The organism is Pantoea sp. X85 (assembly GCF_029623675.1).
Taxonomy (GTDB): domain Bacteria; phylum Pseudomonadota; class Gammaproteobacteria; order Enterobacterales; family Enterobacteriaceae; genus Pantoea; species Pantoea leporis.
Map to the genome: position 1 here is coordinate 3592271 of NZ_CP121108.1, position 20193 is coordinate 3612463.

The following is a 20193-nucleotide window of genomic DNA, read 5'->3' on the forward strand; positions in this document are numbered from 1 at the left end:
CTTCTCTCCCTGATTGGATTTTTCGTTAGCGTTTGATTCCGCTATTGAGCCAGAAAGGTGCGGGGCGCACGGCCAGGTTAACCAGATGCATTAAGCCACGTTCCTGCTTCTCTCGAATCGCATGCTGTAACTCCAGCCAACCGTCCAGCCAAACATTCACCTCTTCGGCCGGATAAGCACCCGCCAGCAGGTTCACCGCCAACAGCTGGCGATTCAGGCGCGTCGCTTTATCCTGGAACTCATTAAACAGTTGAACATCAACGAATGTTTCTCTGAGATCGGCGGCAATACGACTTAGCATAATATCGCTGAAGCGCTTGAACGATCCCTGCAGCTTGCTTTTGCTCTTGTCGTCGAGCCATTTTTGCCACTGCGACTCGACCAGCCAGTGAGTAAGTGCTAACTGAGCCTCAACCGAAGTTAACGAAAAGCAGGTAGCTTCAGCATTGTTCTCATCATCGGCCAGCAACTCTTCCTGACGGGTTAATTTCTGGCGCAGATCGCTGCTGGCTTTGCGTGGCACCAACGCACCAAACAGTGAGAACGCCTGACGCAGCGTTTCCAGCGCATCAATTACCGCTGCTTTGGCATCTTTATTACCACGCAGCCACACTTCTTCGTGATATTGCCAATGATTCAGTGCCGCAGTCATTGCGTTGATCATGCCCTGCTCAACCGACGCTTTCGCGGCGATTTTCTGCAATGGCAACGTACGGATGGGGCGCGGTAAGTTACCCTGCGCCAGCTGATAGCCGCGCGCGGCTTTGCTCAGGCTGCCGAGACGTAAGCCGCCCATCGTAACCAGCGCTTCAGCGAACTTCAGCATGTCATCGCGTTGACCACTTTTAAGCTCCAGCTCGACTTCATAAAGCGGTTCGCTGAATTCACCGGCAGCGACTTCGCCGCGGTCAAACGCCACTTCAATTTCGCTGTCGCCAAATTGCACCAACCAGGCTTCGCGCTGGAAATGAGTGCTGAACAGCGGCTGTAGGCGCGATTGCAGTGCAGCAATATCGGTGCCCTGCGGCCAAATCTCGGCTGGCAGGCGCGCGATATCCAGCTGCGGCTCCGTGAGATCAACATTGTATTCCGGACGCTGATGCAGACCGCCAACGGTTTTACCGGCCGCTTTCAGCGTCATTTCATAGCGTTGATCAACGCCACGAATGCGCAGGCCCATGTCCCAGCGACGCAGTTGGTTGTCGTCGGTTTCATAATAGATATTGGTCAGCTCGCGCGCGGCGAAGTGCTGATGTGGCCACGCGGCAAGCTTTTCCGCCAGTTTTTCGGCGGCTTGCGGTGTAGCAATGAACTTTAATTCGATTTCGATGGTCATAATTTTTTATTCAATACGCTGCTGGCACTTACGAGTTTAATCTGGCGAAGAGTAATGCACCGGAAGCCCGCTGTCTCCGCTTTCTTGTGCTTTTACGACCCTTTTCGCACCGGATTGAGACCAGGATAGTTCTCATTCAGATTTTTGAGAAGCGTCTCCAGACTGTGCCGGTAATTTTACGCCATTAAGAAAAAACGACATCGAATGAAAAAAATCACACTTGCTGCCCTTTCTTTGCTGGCTTTCAGCGCCATCACACCTGCTCATGCTGCTGACGAAAAACGCTACATCTCCGATGAATTATCCACTTGGGTGCGCAGCGGTCCGGGCGATCAATATCGCCTGATCGGTAAGCTGAACGCCGGAGAGGAAGTGACCTTGCTGCAGACCAATAACGACTCTCAATATGGTCAGATTCGTGATGCAGAAGGCAAAACTAACTGGATTCCACTGTCGCAACTGAGCGCCAGTCCTAGCCTGCGTACCCGCGTACCGCAACTGGAGCAGCAGGTTAAAGATCTGACGGCCAAGCTAGCGAATATTGACAACAGCTGGAATCAGCGCACTTCTGAGATGCAGAACAAAGTCGCCAACAGCGACGGCACCATTGATGGCCTGAAAGCGGAGAATCAGAAGCTGAAAAATGAGCTGATTGTCGCGCAGAAGAAAGTCAGCGCCGCCAATGTGCAACTGGATGACAAGCAGCGCACCATCATCATGCAGTGGTTTATGTATGGCGGCGGCGTGCTGGGCGTTGGTCTGCTGTTGGGTCTGTTGCTGCCGCATATGGTGCCGCGTCGTAAGAAAAACGATCGCTGGATGAACTAACGCGCCACGCAGATTTGTTCTTTTATTTAAGGGGATCGTAAGATGCCCTTTTTGGCGTGCCCGATATTTAGCCAAAGTATGCAACAATAAAGTAACAAGCGTGTTCAGCACGCAATTTTTGATCTGCCTCTGGAGTGGTTGAGTGAAGACGTTTCTGGTCGGTGGCGCAGTGCGCGATGCCTTACTGCGTTTGCCGGTAAAAGATAGAGATTGGGTTGTTGTAGGCGCGACGCCAGATGCGATGCTGGCGGAAGGTTATCAGCAGGTTGGCCGGGATTTTCCGGTTTTTTTGCATCCGCGAAGCCGTGAAGAGTATGCGCTGGCGCGTACGGAACGCAAAAGCGGCAACGGTTACACCGGCTTTGTGACGCAGTTCGCGCCGGATGTCACGCTCGAGCAAGATTTGCAGCGCCGCGATCTCACCATCAATGCCATCGCCCAAAGCGACAGCGGTGAGCTGATTGATCCGTATGGCGGTCAGCGCGACCTGGCGAAACGCCAGCTGCGCCATGTTTCCAGCGCCTTTAACGAAGATCCGCTGCGTGTACTGCGCGTGGCGCGTTTCGCCGCCCGCTTTGCCCATCTGAATTTCCGTATTGCTGATGAAACCCAGGCGCTGATGCGCGAAATGGCGGTCAGCGGCGAACTGGCGCACCTCACCGCAGAACGGGTGTGGAAAGAGACGGAGAAAGCGCTGCTGACGCGCAATCCACAGGTCTATTTCCAGGTATTACGTGATTGCGGCGCGCTGCAGGTGCTGTTCCCGGAAATCGATAATCTTTATGGCATTCCGGCCCCGATCAAATGGCATCCCGAGATTGATACCGGCATCCATGCGCTGATGACGCTGGCGATGTCCGCTGCGCTCTCGGATCAGCTTGATGTGCGTTTCGCTACGCTGTTCCACGATGTCGGTAAGGCGCTGACGCCAGCAGAAAAATGGCCGAGTCATCATGGTCATGGCCTCGCGGGCGTGCCGATTGTTGAAGCGCTGTGCCAGCGCCTGCGCGTGCCGAATCAGGTGCGTGATTTGGCGTTAGTGGTGACCGAATTCCATGACGTGGTGCACACCATTGAGCGCCAGCCAGCTGACGCGTTAATCGCGCTTTTTGATCGAATTGATGCCTGGCGCAAGCCCGATCGCGTGGAGAAGATGGCGCTGACCAGCGAAGCGGATGCGCGCGGGCGCGCGGGTCTGGAAAGCATGACTTATCCGCAAGGCGACTATTTGCGTCAGGCGTTTGCGCTGGCGCAAGCGGTGCCAACCAAAGATGTGGTGGCAGCAGGTTTTAAAGGGGCGGAAGTGCGGGAAGAGTTGACGCGTCGGCGTGTGGCGGTGCTGCAGGCGCAATTGATTAACGCGCGGCCAGTGTAACCAGCCGCGCGGGGCAACTTACATAAAGATCGCGTAAACCACGGCCGCAACAATGAAGCGGTAGATAGCGAAAGAGACGAACGAGATACGCTTGATCAGCTCAAGGAACACCTTGATCGCCAGCAGCGCCACGACGAAAGCCGTTACAAAACCGACGGCAAACATTGGGAAATCCTGCGTCGTCAGGAAGCCGAGGCTCTTGTAGAGATCCAGTCCGGTGGCGCCAATCATCATCGGCACCGCCAGAATGAACGAGAACTCTGACGCCGCATAACGGCTCACGCCCATCAGCATACCGCCAGAAATCGTCGCACCTGAGCGCGAGAAGCCCGGCCACAGCGCCAGACACTGGAAGCAGCCAATCATAAATGCCTGACGGTAGGTGATATCGTCAACGCCAACCGCTTTCGGCTGCTTCGGCTTGAAGTATTCCGCCACCAGCAGCAGCACACCGCCGACCACCAGCGCATACATCACGTTGATCGGGTTAAACAGCGTTTTGATTTGGTCGTGCAGCAGTAAACCAATCACCACCGCAGGCACCATACCCAACAGAATATGAATCAGGGTTAATTTGCCCGTACCCACGCCTTCATGTTTGACCTCACCGAAGTGAATGCCGATCAAACCAAACAGGCGGCGCCAGAACATCACGACCACAGCCAGAATTGAACCGAGCTGGATCACCACTTCGAAGGTTTCAGCGGTCTGGCCTTCAAAACCCAACAGATGGCCAACAATAATCATGTGGCCCGTGGAAGAGACCGGCAGGAATTCCGTGAGGCCTTCTACGACCCCCAGGATTGCAGCTACCCAAAGCTGGTGAATGTCTGCCATCAAAATATTTCCTCTATCCGTTTTAAACAGTAAAAAGGCGGTCGCAAAGGGCTACCGCCTGAAATTATGCCTGCGTCACGCTGAAGGAAACCTTAAGAAATTCGGTCACTTCCTGCTGGTTAGCGCAACGGCCTCAAGTGAGACACACCATAATTTGGTTTGGTTTCATTGTGATGGCAATCACGGAAGATTTATTTCGGAATAGTCCCGCGCTCAATACGCACGCCAACGCTGGCCGCCTGCGCTACAGCACCCGGTTTGCCTACCTTTATGCGCACGCCGGGGGTTTTGAAACGATTCATCAACAGATCGGCGATTTCTTCTGCTACCCTTTCGACCAGGGCGAAACGCTGGCCATGCAGATGATTGAGGATCACTTCCGTGACATCGGCGTAGCTCAGACAATCATTTACATCGTCGCTGGCGGCGGCTTGACGGTTGTCCCACGCCATTTCGACATCGAGCACCAGCTTCTGCTGCATGCCCTGTTCCCAGTCGTAAACGCCAATAGTTGTGAACACGGTAAGCTGCTCGATAAATACGATATCCATGATGTCAGTCTCTGTTTTTGGCTAAGCCGGATACCACTTCCGGCGGATTATGCGTATTATCCACGCTTATCGAGAACAAAACGACCCAAAAGGAACGGTACGACGCTATGAGTGCTATCGCGCTTGGTATGATTATTTTCGCGTATCTTTGCGGCTCGATTTCCAGTGCGATACTGGTCTGTAAACTGGCTGGTTTACCCGATCCGCGCTCGCAAGGCTCAGGCAATCCTGGCGCGACCAACGTTTTGCGCATTGGTGGCAAAGCCGCCGCTGCCGCAGTGCTGATCTTCGATGTGGCAAAAGGCATGCTGCCGGTGTGGATCGCTTATCTGCTGCACGTTGCCCCGCTCTATCTCGGCCTCACGGCGATTGCCGCCTGTCTGGGCCACATCTATCCGGTGTTCTTTCGTTTTCGCGGCGGTAAAGGCGTGGCGACGGCCTTTGGTGCGATTGCACCGATTGGCTGGGATTTGACGGGATTGATGACCGGCACCTGGCTGCTGACGGTGCTGCTAAGCGGCTATTCATCACTTGGCGCGATTGTCAGCGCGCTGATCGCACCGTTTTACGTGTGGTGGTTCAAACCGCAATTCACTTTCCCCGTTTCGATGCTCTCGTGTTTGATTCTGTTGCGGCACCACGACAACATCCAGCGCCTGTGGCGCGGCCAGGAAAATAAGATCTGGAAACGGAATAAGAAGAAATAAAAAAACCGGCGCAAGGCCGGTTTTTTTATATGGCGGGCAATTCTGCCAGCGGCCAGCGCGGCCGCACGCTGACGCTGAGTCCACCGCTGGTGCCGCCTTTGAGGCGCACCATGCCCGCGTAAGCAATCATCGCGCCGTTATCGGTGCAAAACTCAGGGCGTGCGTAAAACACCTCGCCGCCACGCTTTTTCATCATCTCGGCCATGCGCTCACGCAACGTGCGGTTGGCGCTGACGCCACCCGCAATCACCAAACGTTTAAAGCCAGTTTGCTCAAGCGCGCGTTTGCACTTAATCATTAAGGTATCAACCACCGCATCTTCAAATGCGCGGGCGATATCCGCGCGAGCTTGCTCGTCGCCCTGATTCTCGCGAATGGTATTCGCCGCAAAGGTTTTCAGGCCGGAGAAGCTGAAATCCAGCCCCGGACGATCGGTCATTGGCCGCGGGAAGCGGAAACGGTTTGGCGTGCCTTGCTGCGCCATACGCGACAGCATCGGTCCGCCGGGATAATCCAGCCCCAGCAGCTTGGCGGTTTTATCGAACGCTTCGCCAGCCGCATCGTCAATCGATTCGCCCAATAAGGTGTATTCACCAATGCCGGTCACGCTGATCAATTGCGTATGCCCGCCGGAAACCAGCAGCGCGACAAACGGGAATTCCGGCGGATTCTCTTCCAGCATCGGCGCCAGAAGATGCCCTTCCATATGATGCACCGGCACCGCCGGCACATTCCAGGCGAACGCCAACGCTCGGCCAATGGTGGCGCCAACCAGCAGCGCGCCCACCAATCCGGGCCCGGCGGTGTAGGCGACGCCGTCAATCTGTTGTGGCTCAAGGCCCGCTTCTTTCAGTGCCGCCTGAATCAGCGGCACGGTTTTACGGACGTGGTCACGCGATGCCAGTTCCGGCACCACGCCGCCGTAATCGGCATGCAGTTTCACCTGGCTATATAGTTGATTTGCCAGCAGACCGGACGCATCGTCGTAAATCGCGATGCCGGTTTCATCGCAGGACGTTTCAATACCCAGAACTCGCATAGCTTTTATCACCCTCTTCGTGCGGCGCGCAGTGTAACACAGGCAATTCTCACGCCAGAGACTTTGCCCCTGAAAAAGTGTTTTTCTGTCGCACAAAGAGTGCGCTATACTCCACGGCCTGAAAAAACCGGCAGCCGCGATGGCATATGCCCCTGTTGGTTCTAAATTATACATGGTGCTTTACAAGTCGGCCGCGGCTGGAGTAAAATGCTGCACCATTTTGAAATGTGCTGGCGCCGCAGTCAGCAGCAAAAACCGAATTTTATCGAGGTAAGAGTTACATGCCGGTAATTAAAGTACGTGAAAACGAGCCGTTCGACGTAGCACTGCGTCGCTTTAAGCGTTCATGCGAGAAAGCAGGTGTTTTGGCAGAAGTTCGTAGCCGTGAGTTCTACGAGAAGCCTACCACTGAGCGTAAGCGCGCTAAAGCATCTGCAGTTAAGCGTCATGCCAAGAAACTGGCTCGCGAAAACGCACGCCGCACTCGTCTGTACTAATTTCTTGCGGAAGCTTGCTTCCGCCGCGTGATAAACGCAGACAGAGTCAAGTAAAAGGCCGTGCTTTCCGAAAGGAAGCGCGGCTTGTTGTCGTTTATGAGCTGAAAAATCGGGGCTTATGGCTGGACGAATTCCACGCATATTTATCAACGACTTACTTGCCCGCACGGACATCGTGGATATTATTGATGCCCGCGTTAAGCTGAAAAAGCAGGGTAAGAACTATCACGCGTGCTGTCCTTTTCATAACGAGAAAACCCCCTCTTTCACCGTAAGCGGTGAGAAGCAGTTCTATTACTGCTTCGGCTGTGGCGCCAAAGGCAACGCCATCGACTTCCTGATGAATCACGATCGTCTGGAATTTGTTGAGAGCGTTGAGGAGCTCGCCACGCTTCATGGCTTAGAAGTGCCGTATGAAGCGGGCAACGGTCCTAGCCAGATGGAGCGCCATCAACGTCAAAGTCTTTATCAGTTGCTGGATGGCCTGAACGGCTTCTATCAACAGAGCCTGCGTAATCCACAAGCGCAATCTGCACAGAACTATCTCGCCACGCGCGGTCTTAGTCAGGAAGTGATCGATCACTTCGCTATCGGCTATGCGCCTGCGGGTTGGGATAATGCTCTGAAGCGCTTTGGGCAGCAGAAAGACGATCGCGAATCGCTGATGGAAGCGGGCATGTTGGTCAGCAATGACTCTGGCCGCACCTACGATCGCTTCCGCGATCGTGTGATGTTCCCTATTCGTGATAAGCGTGGCCGCGTGATTGGTTTTGGTGGCCGCGTGCTGGGCAACGATACGCCGAAGTATCTGAACTCACCGGAAACACCGATTTTCCATAAAGGCCGCCAGCTATACGGACTTTATGAAGCGCAAAAAAATCATCCGCAACCCACGCGTTTGCTGGTTGTCGAAGGTTACATGGACGTGGTGGCGCTGGCGCAGTTTGGCATCGATTATGCCGTAGCTTCGTTGGGCACTTCGACTACCGCTGAACACGTTCAGCTGCTTTACCGCTCAACGGATACCGTGATTTGCTGTTACGACGGCGATCGCGCCGGACGTGAAGCGGCATGGCGTACGCTCGAAACCGCATTGCCTTACATGAATGATGGTCGTCAGCTACGCTTTATGTTTTTGCCCGATGGCGAGGATCCGGACACGCTGGTACGCAAAGAGGGCAAGGCAGCCTTTGAAGCGCGGATGGAGCAGGCGACACCGCTCTCCACGTTTTTGTTCGACAGCCTGATGCCGCAAGTGGATTTGAGTACACGCGATGGCAAGACCAAGCTGGCGACACTGGCGTTACCGCTGATTAGTCAAATTCCCGGTGAAACGCTGCGCATTTATATGCGTCAAACCTTGGGTAATAAACTCGGGATTCTTGACGATAACCAGTTAGACAAGCTGATGCCGAAGCTGGCAGAAAGCGGAGTGCTGCCAACTGCCCCACCGTTGAAGCGCACCACCATGCGCGTATTGATCGCGTTATTAGTGCAGAATCCGCAATTTGCCTCCATCGTGCCTACACTGGATGGACTGGAGCAGTCAAAAATGGCGGGTTTACCGCTATTTGTGGAGTTAGTCAGCCGTTGTACAGAGAATCCTGGCCTGACCACCGGACAGCTACTAGAGTTATATCGCGGAACAAATTTTAGCCAGCCCCTTGAAACACTGGCCACCTGGAACCACATGATAGTGGATGAAGAGGCGGAAGAAGTGTTCCAGGATTCATTGGCGAGCATTTACGATTCCGCACTCGAACAGCGCCTTGAAGCGCTGATCGCACGCGAGCGAACTGAAGGCCTAAGCGCCGTCGAACGCCGTGAATTCTGGGCTTTAAGCCAGGCATTAGCGAAAAAATAAGATTTTAACGGGATCAGAACTGCAAGTACGTTAAAAACAGCATTCTGGTTCAGTGATTTCCGGAATGATAGACGCGATAAGCGAAGCCGGAAACACACAGCACAAATTTAGAGGCGTCAACGTCGCAGCCAGTTTCAGTGCTGCCAGCGCACAGCAACCGGAGCGTACTGAAGTACGTGAGGATTGCGAGCACTGCCAGCACTGAAAATGGCAAGTAAGTTAGCCTCGGAAAGAACACAAGCGGCTTAAGTGCCGATTATAGATGGGCTTCAGCCCTGGCCGCGATGTAGGCAGCGGCAAAAACACAACGCCTTCACTGTTATAGTTGGCTCGCGCCGACCGACACCAATCTAATTAACAGAAGTGTGGATACCGTCTTATGGAGCAAAACCCGCAGTCACAGCTTAAGCTACTTGTCACCCGTGGTAAGGAGCAAGGCTATTTGACCTATGCTGAGGTCAATGACCATCTGCCGGAAGATATCGTCGACTCCGATCAGATCGAAGACATCATCCAGATGATTAATGACATGGGTATTCAGGTTGTTGAAGAAGCGCCTGATGCTGATGATCTGATACTGAATGAAAACAGCTCCGATACTGACGAAGATGCCGCAGAAGCCGCCGCTCAGGTTTTATCCAGTGTTGAATCTGAAATTGGCCGTACCACCGACCCGGTGCGCATGTACATGCGCGAAATGGGTACCGTTGAACTGCTGACGCGCGAAGGCGAAATTGACATCGCTAAGCGCATCGAAGACGGTATTAACCAGGTCCAATGCTCTGTAGCCGAATATCCGGAAGCGATCACCTATCTACTCGATCAGTATGATCGCGTTGAAGCGGGCGACTATCGCCTGTCTGACTTGATCATCGGCTTCATCGATCCTAACGCGGAAGAAGATATCGCGCCGACCGCCACGCACGTGGGTTCTGAGTTATCTCAGGAAGATCGTAACGACGATGAAGAAGAAGATGAAGAGGATGACGACAGCTCTGACGACGATAATTCTATCGATCCAGAACTGGCTCGCGAGAAGTTTGGCGACCTGCGTACGCAGTATGAAACCACGCGTACCGTCATCAAAGCGAAAGGTCGCAGCCATGCTGACGCCGTAGCCGAAATCCAGAATCTCTCTGAAGTGTTCAAGCAGTTCCGCCTGGTACCGAAGCAGTTCGACTACCTGGTAAACAATATGCGTGAAATGATGGAGCGCGTGCGTACGCAAGAGCGCCTGATCATGAAGCTGTGTATTGAACTGTGCAAGATGCCGAAGAAAAACTTCATCACGCTGTTCACCGGCAACGAAACCAACCCAAGCTGGTTCAAAGCCGCGCTGGCAATGAACAAACCATGGTCTGAGAAGCTGCTGGAAGTTGAAGATGATGTGAATCGTTCGCTGTACAAACTGCAGCAGATCGAAGAAGAAACCGGCTTGACCATTGAGCAGGTGAAGGACATTAACCGTCGCATGTCTATCGGCGAAGCGAAAGCGCGCCGTGCGAAGAAAGAGATGGTTGAAGCAAACTTACGTCTGGTTATCTCTATCGCCAAGAAATACACCAACCGTGGTCTGCAGTTCCTCGATCTGATTCAGGAAGGCAACATCGGTCTGATGAAAGCCGTTGATAAGTTTGAATATCGTCGTGGTTATAAGTTCTCAACTTACGCCACATGGTGGATCCGTCAGGCTATCACCCGCTCTATCGCTGACCAGGCGCGCACCATCCGTATTCCGGTGCATATGATTGAGACCATTAACAAACTCAACCGTATTTCGCGTCAGATGCTGCAGGAGATGGGTCGCGAACCGACGCCGGAAGAGCTGGCTGAACGTATGCTGATGCCTGAAGATAAGATCCGCAAAGTGCTGAAAATCGCTAAAGAGCCGATCTCTATGGAGACGCCGATTGGTGATGATGAAGATTCGCATCTGGGCGATTTTATCGAAGACACCACGCTGGAGCTGCCGCTGGATTCCGCAACCTCGGAAAGCCTGCGCTCAGCGACCCACGACGTGTTGGCCGGCCTGACCGCGCGCGAAGCGAAAGTTCTGCGTATGCGTTTCGGTATCGATATGAACACCGACCACACGCTGGAAGAGGTTGGCAAACAGTTTGATGTAACGCGTGAGCGTATTCGTCAGATCGAAGCCAAGGCGCTGCGTAAACTGCGTCACCCAAGCCGCTCAGAAGTACTGCGTAGCTTCCTCGACGATTAATCGTTGTCGAGACGAAAAAACCCCGGTTTGCCGGGGTTTTTTATTGCCTGAAGAATAGCTCTTTCACGCGTTGCTCTGCAGCCAATCATGCAGTTGGCGATAGGATGCGGCCATCTCTTCCAGCTTCGCACGATTTAACCCGCTTGGATTAGGCAGCACCCACAAACGCGTTTCACCCAGCGTTTGCGGCTGCTCGCCCCACTCAACTTTGCGCTGACGAAACGCTTTCTGAAAAGCATCCTTGCCCAACACCGCCAACGCACGCGGCTGATAGTGCAGAATTTTTTGCTGCAGGCGTGAACCACCGTCGCGTAATTCATCGCCGTCCAACTCGTTAGCCTGCACCGTTGGACGCTCCACCAGCATGGTGATGCCACAGCCAGTTTCCAGCAGCCGCTGCTCCTGCTCGGGCTTAAGTAACTCGCGCGTAAAGCCGGCCTGGTAAATCACCTTCCAAAAGCGATTACCGGGATGCGCAAAGTGAAATCCGGTGTGCGCCGACGATTTGCCCGGATTGATCCCACAAAACAGTACCTGTAAATCAGGCGCAATAATGTCGCGGATATCGTGCTCACTCATGCCATCTCCAGTCCGGCGCGTTGTTTTACCGACCGACGACTGATCGCCAGCATCGTACGTGCTTCCTCGTCGTCCGGACAAGCGCGTGCCATTGCCACCGCGCCAACCATCTCAGCCAACATGGTGGTCGCGGCGTCATCCGCATGCGGATGGTTAAGTTCATGTAGCGTCAACGCCAGGCGCTGCCGCATCGTTTCTCGGCGCTGGGAAAATAGTGTGCGCGCCTCAACCGGTAAATGTGCCATTTCACTCACCAGCGCAGGCAGCGGACAGCCTTCACCCGGCGTGTTGCAATGATGCTCGGATAAATAGCTATCGATTAACTGACTCAGTCGTTCAGCGGGATCGTTAATTGAGGTGATATCCGCAAAGCGGCGCGCCGAATCGGCAAACATCTCAGCGATCACCGCTTGCACTAAATCTTCGCGCGAGGCGAAGTGGGCATAAAAGCCGCCGTGCGTTAAGCCCACGCGCTTCATCAGCGCCGCGACGCCGATGCTTTCAGTGCCGTTCTCGCGCATTACCACAGAGGCTTCATCCAGAATGCGCTGTCGCGTACGCGCTTTATGGCTCAGCTTTTCCATCTTCATTGACTCCGATATCGTTGATAGCAATCAGTGTAATTATTACAACCATCATATTCTAGCTTGACGACAAATATTATGATCGTCATATTAAACCTCGTAAATATGATAACCATCATTTAAAGGAATACACCATGTCCCAACACCTGGCTTTAATCACCGGCGCATCAAGCGGAATTGGCGCGACCTATGCAAAACAGCTGGCAGCACGCGGCACAAACTTGATTCTGGTGGCGCGCGATGCAGCCAGGCTCAATCTGTTGGCGCAATCTTTGTGTGAATCACATGGCGTTGAAGTCAGCGTGTTAGCGGCCGATCTCACCAACCATGATGATTTGCAAAGAGTCGATCACGAAATCCAGCAAAATAAAGCGATTACTCTGCTGGTAAACAATGCGGGCATGACGGTTGAAGGTGAATTCATCGACGGTGACATCGCGAAAATTCACACAATGCTGACATTAAATATCGTGGCGCTGACACAGCTGGCCCACACTGCTGCGCAGGCGTTTCGTGCACGTCGCAATGGTACGATAGTGAATATTGCTTCAGTGCTAGCGCTAGTGAGCGAATCGGCGAATGGCGCGTACAACGCCAGCAAAGCGTATGTGCTTTCCCTGACCCGTAATTTGCATCGTGAATTAGCCGAAAGCGGTGTGCGTATGCAGGCGGTGTTGCCAGGCTTAACGCGTACCGAGATTTTCGAGCGCGCAGGAAAATCCATTAACGAAATTCCCGCTGAGATGCTGATGGAAGTGGATGATTTAGTCTCGGCTGCGCTACGTGGACTTGATGCCGGCGAACTGATAACAATACCATCCGTTGAAGATGTGCAGCTTTGGCAGAGTTACGAAGAAGCACGCATCGCCATATTGCCGTTCATCTCGCTTAACAAGCCTGCATCACGCTATTTGTAGCATCAGCAAACTTTCGAATGAGCCTGGTCTCAAAAACCATTGATGATTGGGCGCTTAATAAGCGATAGAGCGTGGGACGATAGAATTTTCTTTTGAGATCAATGAGTCAGCTATTGCTGTAATTTTCACCATCCAAATGGCGAACTCTGGATCACCCTAACAAGATACTCTATAATCCCCGCTCCGCTGGCCCCTTAGCTCAGTGGTTAGAGCAGGCGACTCATAATCGCTTGGTCGCTGGTTCAAACCCAGCAGGGGCCACCAAATTTAGCGATGAAAATCATGCAGTTAAGCCACCTTTTGAGGTGGCTTTTTGTTTGTCATTCATAGTGGCGATCAAATGGCGATACGTTTTCTAAAGCACATCTAAATATCAATCACGCTCCAACTCATTCACCTGCCACCGCACCGAACTTACGCCCTTTTCCAGACTGATGCGGCTCACCAGGCTTTCCAGCTGATCGGTTAATGTTGGATTGCCAATCACCTCAGCATTCACCTCCATGCGATGCGGCGGATCCAAATCCTCACTGTGCAGTGATTGCAGGCGCAATCCGCTGCCGCCCAGCGTGTGCAGCATTAGGCTGCGAACCTGAACCTCATCCTGCGCGAGGCAGATGATTTGTACTTTATAGTGTTGCATCGCTTCGGCTGCTGAGACGATGGTTTGGCGGTTGATACCCAAGGCCAGTTCACGCAGCAGTATATTCGCGCACAGGATCACCATGCAGCCGAGGGCCGCCTCCAGCAGCAATCCCATGCTGCACAGCACGCCAATGGCCGCGGTGCACCATAAGGTGGCGGCGGTATTCAATCCGCGGATGTTCAAGCCATCGCGCATGATCACTCCGCCGCCGAGGAAACCGATACCGGAAACCACATAAGCCGCAACGCGTGACGCATCCGTAGCGATGCCGGGCACGCTTTGTGTCATCAGAACGAAGAGACAAGCGCCGGTGCTCACCAGCGCATTGGTGCGTAATCCGGTCATGCGTTGACGCAGTTGGCGCTCACTGCCGATCAGCGCACCCAAAACCAGCGCGACAGTGACGCGCAGTAAAAAGATTTTCCAATCCATGATAGACCTCAATCCGCAGCTTTCTGTTTGCGGAACAAAAGATTAATAAATGGATTACAGACAGTGCGAATACCGCTGGGAACCAGCCGCATTGTGCTTATGAAAAGGGGTGATTCTGGAAGGAAATTCACCGTCTTAACGCGCAGTTAAGACAGCGTGAAGGCTATCTTACCGCGAGGTCCTGCTGTAATCGTTTGGGACTTGTGTCCAATGCCGTTCTCCTCTTGGGTAAAAATTCGCCGCGATTCTAAAGTGACTTACGCAGCATTGCCAACTCAAATAGCCCGTTCGTTTACGTTGGGTTAAAACAAAAAACCCGCCGAAGCGGGTGTATGGAATTGTTATCGCCCCGTCGTTAGCCAACGACTTAGCGTGCCCGAGTTAGCATATCCGCTGATAATGGCGGCATAGCTATCGAAACGGTTGCTGACTTCACTGACCTGGTTGTTGTACAGATCGCTTTCTGCGCTCAATACATCCAGCAATGAACGGCGGCCTAAGTGATACCACTGATCAAAGAAGTCCTTACGAATCCGATCGGATTCCACAATCAGGTTTTTATACAGCACGGCGCGTTCCGCTGTTGAGTGTGCATTCTGGTTGGCAGCACGCACACGATTTTCCAGATCGCGGCGTTGCTCCTGCACCTGCTGACGACTCGCTTCGGCACGTTTAATCGCCGCAATTTCCTGGGCGTTGGTTGAACCGCCGCGGAATAAGCCCCAGCTAACGTTCAGGCCGGTTTGCCATGCCTGTTGTCGTCCGAGCTGGTCTTCACGAGTGTTTTTGCTTACCGTCCAGTTGAGCTTTGGCAGGCCAGAAGCTTTGATCGCCTCTGCCTCTTTGAATGCTGCTCGCTCCTCAGCGCTGGCGCGCAAGATCAGAGGATGGACATCCAAACTCGTCAGTTGGCGGTTTAAATCACCAAAGGAAAGCGCCCACTTATCGCTGGCTGGTAAAGTCACGCGGTTGTTGCCCATCAGGCGATTCAGAGTGATTTCAACATCCCGCGCGCGAGACTCGGCATTTTCCAGGTAGCTTTGCGCTTGCAGTAAGCGCCCTTTTGCCTGCGTCAGTTCACTGCGACGTCCAGTATCTGACTGAACAATACCGCTGAGCATTTTGGTCAGCTCCGCCATACGCGCCAAATACTGCTTACTGATGGCGATGACGTGCTGCTGTTTATTCCACTCAATCAAGGCGTTACTTACCTGCATCGCCAAATCTTCTCGCTGTGCCTGCACCGACTGTAAGGCTGACTTAACGCGCTCTTCGCGACTTTCAATGGTGCGACTGGTTTGGCCAAAGTCGATTAGATTAGTCGCTACTGAAACACCTAAAGACGGCATATTCCCTTGGTATTCATAATTTTTAGTTCCACCACCAAACTCTTTGGTTGCCGAAGCGGCGCTTACATCAACTTGTGGCCAGCGCTGACCTTTCGCTTCATCCACGCTGGCTTCAGCCGCATCACCCTGAGCAATATAGGACTTCAGCGCCGGGCTGATTCGCCAGGTGATACGCGCAGCTGAGAGAAACTTTTGCCGTATTTCACTCTCGGCAACTGTTTCATTAACTCCGCCGCTTAACGTAACGGGTGAAGTCGTTTCTGCCGCTGTAGTCGCTGCTGGAGGGCTAACATAACTAAAATCTGCCTTAGCGCTTTCAGCTGGAGCATAGGTTTTCGTTGCTGCCGCCTGCTGCTGACTCACATTTCGCGACGGTTGCATCGGGTTAAACGGCTGTGGTTCAGGGCGACGCTGATCTTCCGTCAGGAAACCTCCGCCCTGAATTTCAGCATGCTGGCTGGTTTTCGCGCTGATCTGTGCAGGACGTTCGGCGGCTTCGCGCTGGTGCGGCGCTTCTGCTATTGGGGCCGGTACGATTGGCGCAACTGACGGCTGAACCCGCGGAGTAATCGCGACCTCCGGTATCTGTCTTTCAACAAACAGCGGCGCAGGCGCAGTGAACGTTGGTTGCGCAACCTTTGCCGCAGGTGTCGTTGGAGCAGATGCAGGCGCCGTAGAAACTGGCAAACGTTGCGTTCGCACCGGCGCTGCCGCAGGAGCGACAGGACGCTGGCCGCTCATTTCCGCAAACATCATCAACTCACTGGTGGAATCCGCCATCACGTTAACCGCGGGCGCCATCACAACGGCAATACAAACGGCAAGCAGAGAGAGATGACGCGCCTGTGCATGGCGCATCTTGTTATTATTTTTCATGATGATTAACGCTCGCGGAATGCTTCTTTAGCTTTCAGGACCGGCTTCAGCAGGTAATCGAGAATGGTTTTCTCACCCGTGCGCACCTCGACGGTAGCGATCATGCCGGGAATGATCGGCAGATCTTTATTACCTGCGTGCAGCGTGCTTTTATCCGTCAGGATCAGTACGCGATAGTAGGTATCATCCGGGCGTCCACTGGCGGCTTTCTGATCGTCTTTTAAGGTATCCGGACTGATATACTCCACGTGCCCATCAAGCCCGCCGTAAATGGCAAAGTCATAGGCGGTGATTTTCACCTTGGCCGGTAAGCCTGGACGCAGGAAGGCGACATCCGACGGACGGATTTTTCCCTCCACCAGCAACTGCTCTTCCAGCGGAACGATTTCAAGGATGTGCTCACCCGGCTGAATAACCCCGCCAATGGTGTTAACGCGTACGTTTTTCACCGTGCCGCGCACCGGTGCGACGATCGTGGTGCGATCAACAATATCGGCACGGCCAATCAGGTTTTCGCTAACCTGGCTCAGTTCTAATTCCAGGCGTCCCAGCTCAGTGTGGGCATCTGATTGATAGCGGTTACGACGTTCGACGATTTGCGCCTGAATGTCATTGGCCTGACGCTGCATACGCAGTAGTTCGACTTCCGACAAGAGACCTTTGGCCGCTAACGGCTCAGCCAGATGAATCTCGCGCATCGAAAGTGCGTAACTGCGTTGCAATGAGTTGATGCTGTCACTTAGCGCACGTTTGCGCGATTCATAAGCTTTAGTTTCCTGCGCCACAACGGCGGGATCGCTCTGTACCTGCTCATCAAACGCCAGTGGCAATGAATAAGCTTCAGCACGTAAGCGTGCAATGCTGCCCTTCAGACCCACCACTTTACTCAGTACTTCGCGATAGCTGGATTGCGCACGCGTTGGGTCAATTTTCAGTAGCACATCACCGCGATCTACAACCGTACCTTCACGCACATTCATCTCTGCCAGAATGCCGCCTTCCAGGCTTTGAATAACCTGTTCACGGCTGCGTGAGATGACCTTGCCATCGCCTTTAGTGATCTCTTCGACTCGTGCGTAATTGGCCCAGGTAAGGCCACCAACTAACACCGCAATGATGATCCACATCACTAGCTTGGAACCCGGCGTGGTCTGCGACAGCAGAGAAGCCTGCACGTCATTCATAAATTCGGCATCAGCAGCGGACATACCTTTCTCGCTCTTACGCCATGACATTAACTTGCTCATACTGCGGCCTCCTCTGCTGCTTGCTTCGGCGCTGAATCGTTAGCGGGAGCTGGCGCACGTACCGCCGGTTCAACCGCCTGACGCGGCTGTTTGCGGGCTTTATTTTTTCCTTCTAAAGCGGCAAGCACCTGATCTTTCGGGCCATCCGCCACCACTTTGCCTTCTTCCACCACGATGATGCGATCGACCAATGCCAGAATGGATGGACGATGCGTCACCACAATCAGCGTGTGTCCTTCACTGGCGCGACGTAAATGCGCGAGGAATTGGTTTTCCGTCATGCTATCCATGGCGCTGGTTGGCTCATCCATCAGCAGCACTTTAGGCCGGGTGAGCAGCGTTCGCGCCAGAGAAACCAGCTGACGCTGACCGCCAGACAAGCCTTCGCCGCCCTCGCCAACCGTTAAATTGATACCACTTGGATGGCGTGCCGCAACGTGGTCCAAACCGGTCAGATTTAGCACGCGCAGCAGCTCATTGGCGGTGGCGTCCGGGCGCCCAATCATTACGTTTTCGCGCAGCGTGCCGTAGAACAGACGCGCATCCTGACCGACAAAGCCAACAGCCTTGCGCCAGTCCGCCGGATCAATCTGATTAACATCCAAACCATCGGCCGAAAGCTGACCTTTCACCGGTTGGTAAAGACGCGCCATCACACGTAATAAGGTGGATTTACCGCTACCGATGCGGCCAAGAATCGCGACGCGTTCCCCGGCTTTAATGCTCAACGAGATATCTTTGAGGATCTCTGGGTTCGGCTTCATTGGCGGTGCCGGATAGGAGAAGTTGACGTTGGTCAGCGTGATCTCACCACTCAGCGGCGGATCGGTGAGATAGGTTTTGCTGCTGTCACGATCAATAGGCATCTCCATCAGCTTGTTGAGTGACGTTAGCGCCGCTTTTGCCTGCTGATAACGTACAGCCAGGCCAATAACCTGACCGAGCGGGCCAGTCGCGCGGCTGGCAAGCATCACGGTGGCGATCATCGCACCCATGGTGAACGTGCCTTCATTGATCAGATAAACACCGGCCACCACCAACATCACCGTCTGAAACTGCTGCAGGAACGTCACCACGCCGGTTGCCAGCGTTGAGTAGCGTTTTGATTTCATCGAGTTAGCGGATTGCAGTGCACTGAAATTTTCCCAGCGACGCTGCATGTGTGCTTCACCGCCCACTGCTTTCAGCGTTTCCATACCTTCAACTGATTCAATCAGCACGCCTTGTTTGAGTGAGGCGTCACGCAAGTTCTCTTTCATAATGCGCGCCAGCGGCCACTGGATCGCGGCACTGACGATGATGATCAATGGGATCATCATCAGTGGAATGATCGCCAGCGGACCGCTGATAAAGAAGATCACACCCACAAACATCAGAATGAAGGGCAGATCGGAAATCGCCGCCAGCGTGGCAGATGCCACGAAGTCACGTACCGATTCATACTCACGAATCTGGTTGGCGAAGGTACCGGAGGAAGCGGGTTTGTGTTCCATCTGGATAGAAAGTGCCTGACGGAACAGCATACTGCCGAGCACTAAATCGGCCTTTTTACCGGCCATATCCAGCAGATGCGCGCGTACGAAGCGGGTAACGGCTTCGAAGATCATCGCAATGGTCACGCCAATCGCCAGTGACCACAGTGTCACGAATGCCTGGTTCGGCACCACACGGTCATAGACGTTCATGGTGAAGAAGATGCTGGAAAGACCGAGAACGTTGATCAATACCGCCGCAATCGCGGCACTGCGGTAATAGCGGCGATAGCGCCACAGAGTGGTGAACAGCCAATGGCCTTTTACTTCCGGCAGCATTTCACTGGCGCGCTCATCGACCACAGCAGTGGGTTTCGCCATGACGGCGAAGCCCGCGTAGATCTCATTCAGCTCGGCCAGATTCATCTCAACGGCTGAAGCGCTGACTTCTGGCATCACCAGCTGGAAGCGCAATTCGCGTTGATTTTCCTCATTAGTGTGAATGCGGCGCGACAGCACAATGCAACCGCCGCCCCCTTTGCGCAGCAGAATCATCGGCATCAACTGCTCCGGCAGATCCTGCAGACGACGCTCAACCATGCCGCCGGTAATGCCGGCGTTTTCGAGCGCTGTCATGGCCTGTGATGGTGAGAGCAATGTCGCTTTTGGCAAACCTGCCACCAGCGCTTCTTCACTTTTCTCGCGTTTATAGTGTTTGCAGATCCAAGCCACGCTTTTTAACAGCGTGTCATCTACCGTGGTTTCAATACGAGCAACAGAACGCGCATCCTGCTCCACAGCATCCTGCTTCTGGTCGACCATTTCCCGACTCCTGT

17 protein-coding genes and 1 tRNA gene are annotated in these 20193 nt (G+C 53.7%); 8 read left to right on the forward strand and 10 right to left on the reverse strand.

What is annotated here, in order from left to right:
* Positions 1-25: 25 nt before the first annotated feature.
* Complete coding sequence (locus P6287_RS16615) at positions 26-1336, reverse strand: inorganic triphosphatase (protein ID WP_110867315.1); 1311 nt, start codon at positions 1334-1336, stop codon at positions 26-28.
* Positions 1337-1540: 204 nt separating this feature from the next.
* On the opposite strand from P6287_RS16615, the gene P6287_RS16620 reads away from it, so the two are divergent.
* Positions 1541-2164: a TIGR04211 family SH3 domain-containing protein gene (locus P6287_RS16620; RefSeq protein ID WP_101762988.1), complete on the forward strand. Its 624-nt coding sequence runs from the start codon at positions 1541-1543 to the stop codon at positions 2162-2164.
* A 142-nt stretch (positions 2165-2306) separates the two neighbouring features.
* On the forward strand, positions 2307-3539 hold the full coding sequence (locus tag P6287_RS16625) for a multifunctional CCA addition/repair protein (RefSeq protein ID WP_210081097.1): 1233 nt from the start codon (positions 2307-2309) through the stop codon (positions 3537-3539).
* An 18-nt stretch (positions 3540-3557) separates the two neighbouring features.
* Here the strand turns inward: P6287_RS16625 and bacA are convergent, their stop codons facing one another.
* Both bacA and folB read right to left on the reverse strand, forming a co-directional pair.
* Positions 3558-4376, reverse strand: coding sequence for an undecaprenyl-diphosphate phosphatase (gene bacA, locus P6287_RS16630; protein ID WP_277974126.1), 819 nt, complete (start codon positions 4374-4376; stop codon positions 3558-3560).
* A gap of 191 nt (positions 4377-4567) precedes the next feature.
* A complete protein-coding gene (folB, locus tag P6287_RS16635) occupies positions 4568-4927 on the reverse strand; it encodes a bifunctional dihydroneopterin aldolase/7,8-dihydroneopterin epimerase (RefSeq protein WP_277974127.1) in 360 nt (119 codons plus the stop codon).
* A 107-nt stretch (positions 4928-5034) separates the two neighbouring features.
* On the opposite strand from folB, the gene plsY reads away from it, so the two are divergent.
* The gene (plsY, locus tag P6287_RS16640; RefSeq protein ID WP_101762983.1) at positions 5035-5634 is read left to right on the forward strand and encodes a glycerol-3-phosphate 1-O-acyltransferase PlsY; all 600 of its coding nucleotides are present in this window, start codon (positions 5035-5037) and stop codon (positions 5632-5634) included.
* Positions 5635-5659: 25 nt separating this feature from the next.
* Here plsY and tsaD read toward each other — a convergent pair whose 3' ends face one another.
* Positions 5660-6673: a tRNA (adenosine(37)-N6)-threonylcarbamoyltransferase complex transferase subunit TsaD gene (gene tsaD / locus P6287_RS16645; RefSeq protein ID WP_277974128.1), complete on the reverse strand. Its 1014-nt coding sequence runs from the start codon at positions 6671-6673 to the stop codon at positions 5660-5662.
* A 281-nt stretch (positions 6674-6954) separates the two neighbouring features.
* On the opposite strand from tsaD, the gene rpsU reads away from it, so the two are divergent.
* From rpsU to rpoD, 3 genes are all read left to right on the forward strand, one after another.
* The gene (gene rpsU / locus P6287_RS16650) at positions 6955-7170 is read left to right on the forward strand and encodes a 30S ribosomal protein S21 (RefSeq protein WP_008103436.1); all 216 of its coding nucleotides are present in this window, start codon (positions 6955-6957) and stop codon (positions 7168-7170) included.
* Between the two features lie 118 nt (positions 7171-7288).
* Positions 7289-9034, forward strand: coding sequence for a DNA primase (gene dnaG / locus P6287_RS16655; RefSeq protein WP_110867319.1), 1746 nt, complete (start codon positions 7289-7291; stop codon positions 9032-9034).
* A gap of 379 nt (positions 9035-9413) precedes the next feature.
* The gene (gene rpoD, locus P6287_RS16660; protein ID WP_064738465.1) at positions 9414-11255 is read left to right on the forward strand and encodes an RNA polymerase sigma factor RpoD; all 1842 of its coding nucleotides are present in this window, start codon (positions 9414-9416) and stop codon (positions 11253-11255) included.
* A gap of 63 nt (positions 11256-11318) precedes the next feature.
* Here the strand turns inward: rpoD and mug are convergent, their stop codons facing one another.
* The gene (gene mug / locus P6287_RS16665) at positions 11319-11834 is read right to left on the reverse strand and encodes a G/U mismatch-specific DNA glycosylase (protein WP_277974129.1); all 516 of its coding nucleotides are present in this window, start codon (positions 11832-11834) and stop codon (positions 11319-11321) included.
* Positions 11831-12418: a TetR/AcrR family transcriptional regulator gene (locus P6287_RS16670; RefSeq protein WP_277974944.1), complete on the reverse strand. Its 588-nt coding sequence runs from the start codon at positions 12416-12418 to the stop codon at positions 11831-11833. Before P6287_RS16670 ends, mug begins: the two co-directional genes overlap by 4 nt.
* A gap of 134 nt (positions 12419-12552) precedes the next feature.
* Between P6287_RS16670 and P6287_RS16675 the strand changes: the two genes are divergently transcribed.
* Positions 12553-13335 carry an SDR family oxidoreductase gene (locus tag P6287_RS16675; RefSeq protein ID WP_277974130.1) on the forward strand — a complete coding sequence of 261 codons (783 nt, stop codon included), beginning with the start codon at positions 12553-12555 and terminating at the stop codon, positions 13333-13335.
* A gap of 188 nt (positions 13336-13523) precedes the next feature.
* Positions 13524-13599, forward strand: a tRNA-Ile gene (locus P6287_RS16680).
* A 109-nt stretch (positions 13600-13708) separates the two neighbouring features.
* Here P6287_RS16680 and P6287_RS16685 read toward each other — a convergent pair.
* The 4 genes from P6287_RS16685 to P6287_RS16700 form a co-directional block, all read right to left on the reverse strand.
* Entirely contained in the window at positions 13709-14413 is a 705-nt protein-coding gene (locus P6287_RS16685) for an MgtC/SapB family protein (RefSeq protein ID WP_110867369.1), read from the reverse strand.
* A 341-nt stretch (positions 14414-14754) separates the two neighbouring features.
* Positions 14755-16638, reverse strand: a complete 1884-nt coding sequence (locus tag P6287_RS16690) for a TolC family protein (protein WP_277974131.1) — start codon at positions 16636-16638, stop codon at positions 14755-14757.
* A 5-nt stretch (positions 16639-16643) separates the two neighbouring features.
* Positions 16644-17885: an HlyD family type I secretion periplasmic adaptor subunit gene (locus P6287_RS16695; protein ID WP_137386563.1), complete on the reverse strand. Its 1242-nt coding sequence runs from the start codon at positions 17883-17885 to the stop codon at positions 16644-16646.
* A complete protein-coding gene (locus tag P6287_RS16700; RefSeq protein ID WP_277974132.1) occupies positions 17882-20179 on the reverse strand; it encodes a type I secretion system permease/ATPase in 2298 nt (765 codons plus the stop codon). Before P6287_RS16700 ends, P6287_RS16695 begins: the two co-directional genes overlap by 4 nt.
* Between the last annotated feature and the right edge of the window lie 14 nt (positions 20180-20193).

Excerpts from the sequence above, each read along its gene's own strand:
- folB (WP_277974127.1), bottom strand. The coding sequence starts at position 4,927 with ATGGATATCGTATTTATCGAGCAGCTTACCGTGTTCACAACTATTGGC.
- P6287_RS16695 (WP_137386563.1), bottom strand. The coding sequence starts at position 17,885 with ATGAGCAAGTTAATGTCATGGCGTAAGAGCGAGAAAGGTATGTCCGCT.
- bacA (WP_277974126.1), bottom strand. The coding sequence starts at position 4,376 with ATGGCAGACATTCACCAGCTTTGGGTAGCTGCAATCCTGGGGGTCGTA.
- P6287_RS16690 (WP_277974131.1), bottom strand. The coding sequence starts at position 16,638 with ATGAAAAATAATAACAAGATGCGCCATGCACAGGCGCGTCATCTCTCT.
- plsY (WP_101762983.1), top strand. The coding sequence starts at position 5,035 with ATGAGTGCTATCGCGCTTGGTATGATTATTTTCGCGTATCTTTGCGGC.
- dnaG (WP_110867319.1), top strand. The coding sequence starts at position 7,289 with ATGGCTGGACGAATTCCACGCATATTTATCAACGACTTACTTGCCCGC.
- P6287_RS16615 (WP_110867315.1), bottom strand. The coding sequence starts at position 1,336 with ATGACCATCGAAATCGAATTAAAGTTCATTGCTACACCGCAAGCCGCC.
- mug (WP_277974129.1), bottom strand. The coding sequence starts at position 11,834 with ATGAGTGAGCACGATATCCGCGACATTATTGCGCCTGATTTACAGGTA.
- P6287_RS16700 (WP_277974132.1), bottom strand. The coding sequence starts at position 20,179 with ATGGTCGACCAGAAGCAGGATGCTGTGGAGCAGGATGCGCGTTCTGTT.
- rpoD (WP_064738465.1), top strand. The coding sequence starts at position 9,414 with ATGGAGCAAAACCCGCAGTCACAGCTTAAGCTACTTGTCACCCGTGGT.
- P6287_RS16670 (WP_277974944.1), bottom strand. The coding sequence starts at position 12,418 with ATGGAAAAGCTGAGCCATAAAGCGCGTACGCGACAGCGCATTCTGGAT.
- rpsU (WP_008103436.1), top strand. The coding sequence starts at position 6,955 with ATGCCGGTAATTAAAGTACGTGAAAACGAGCCGTTCGACGTAGCACTG.
- P6287_RS16685 (WP_110867369.1), bottom strand. The coding sequence starts at position 14,413 with ATGGATTGGAAAATCTTTTTACTGCGCGTCACTGTCGCGCTGGTTTTG.
- P6287_RS16620 (WP_101762988.1), top strand. The coding sequence starts at position 1,541 with ATGAAAAAAATCACACTTGCTGCCCTTTCTTTGCTGGCTTTCAGCGCC.
- tsaD (WP_277974128.1), bottom strand. The coding sequence starts at position 6,673 with ATGCGAGTTCTGGGTATTGAAACGTCCTGCGATGAAACCGGCATCGCG.
- P6287_RS16675 (WP_277974130.1), top strand. The coding sequence starts at position 12,553 with ATGTCCCAACACCTGGCTTTAATCACCGGCGCATCAAGCGGAATTGGC.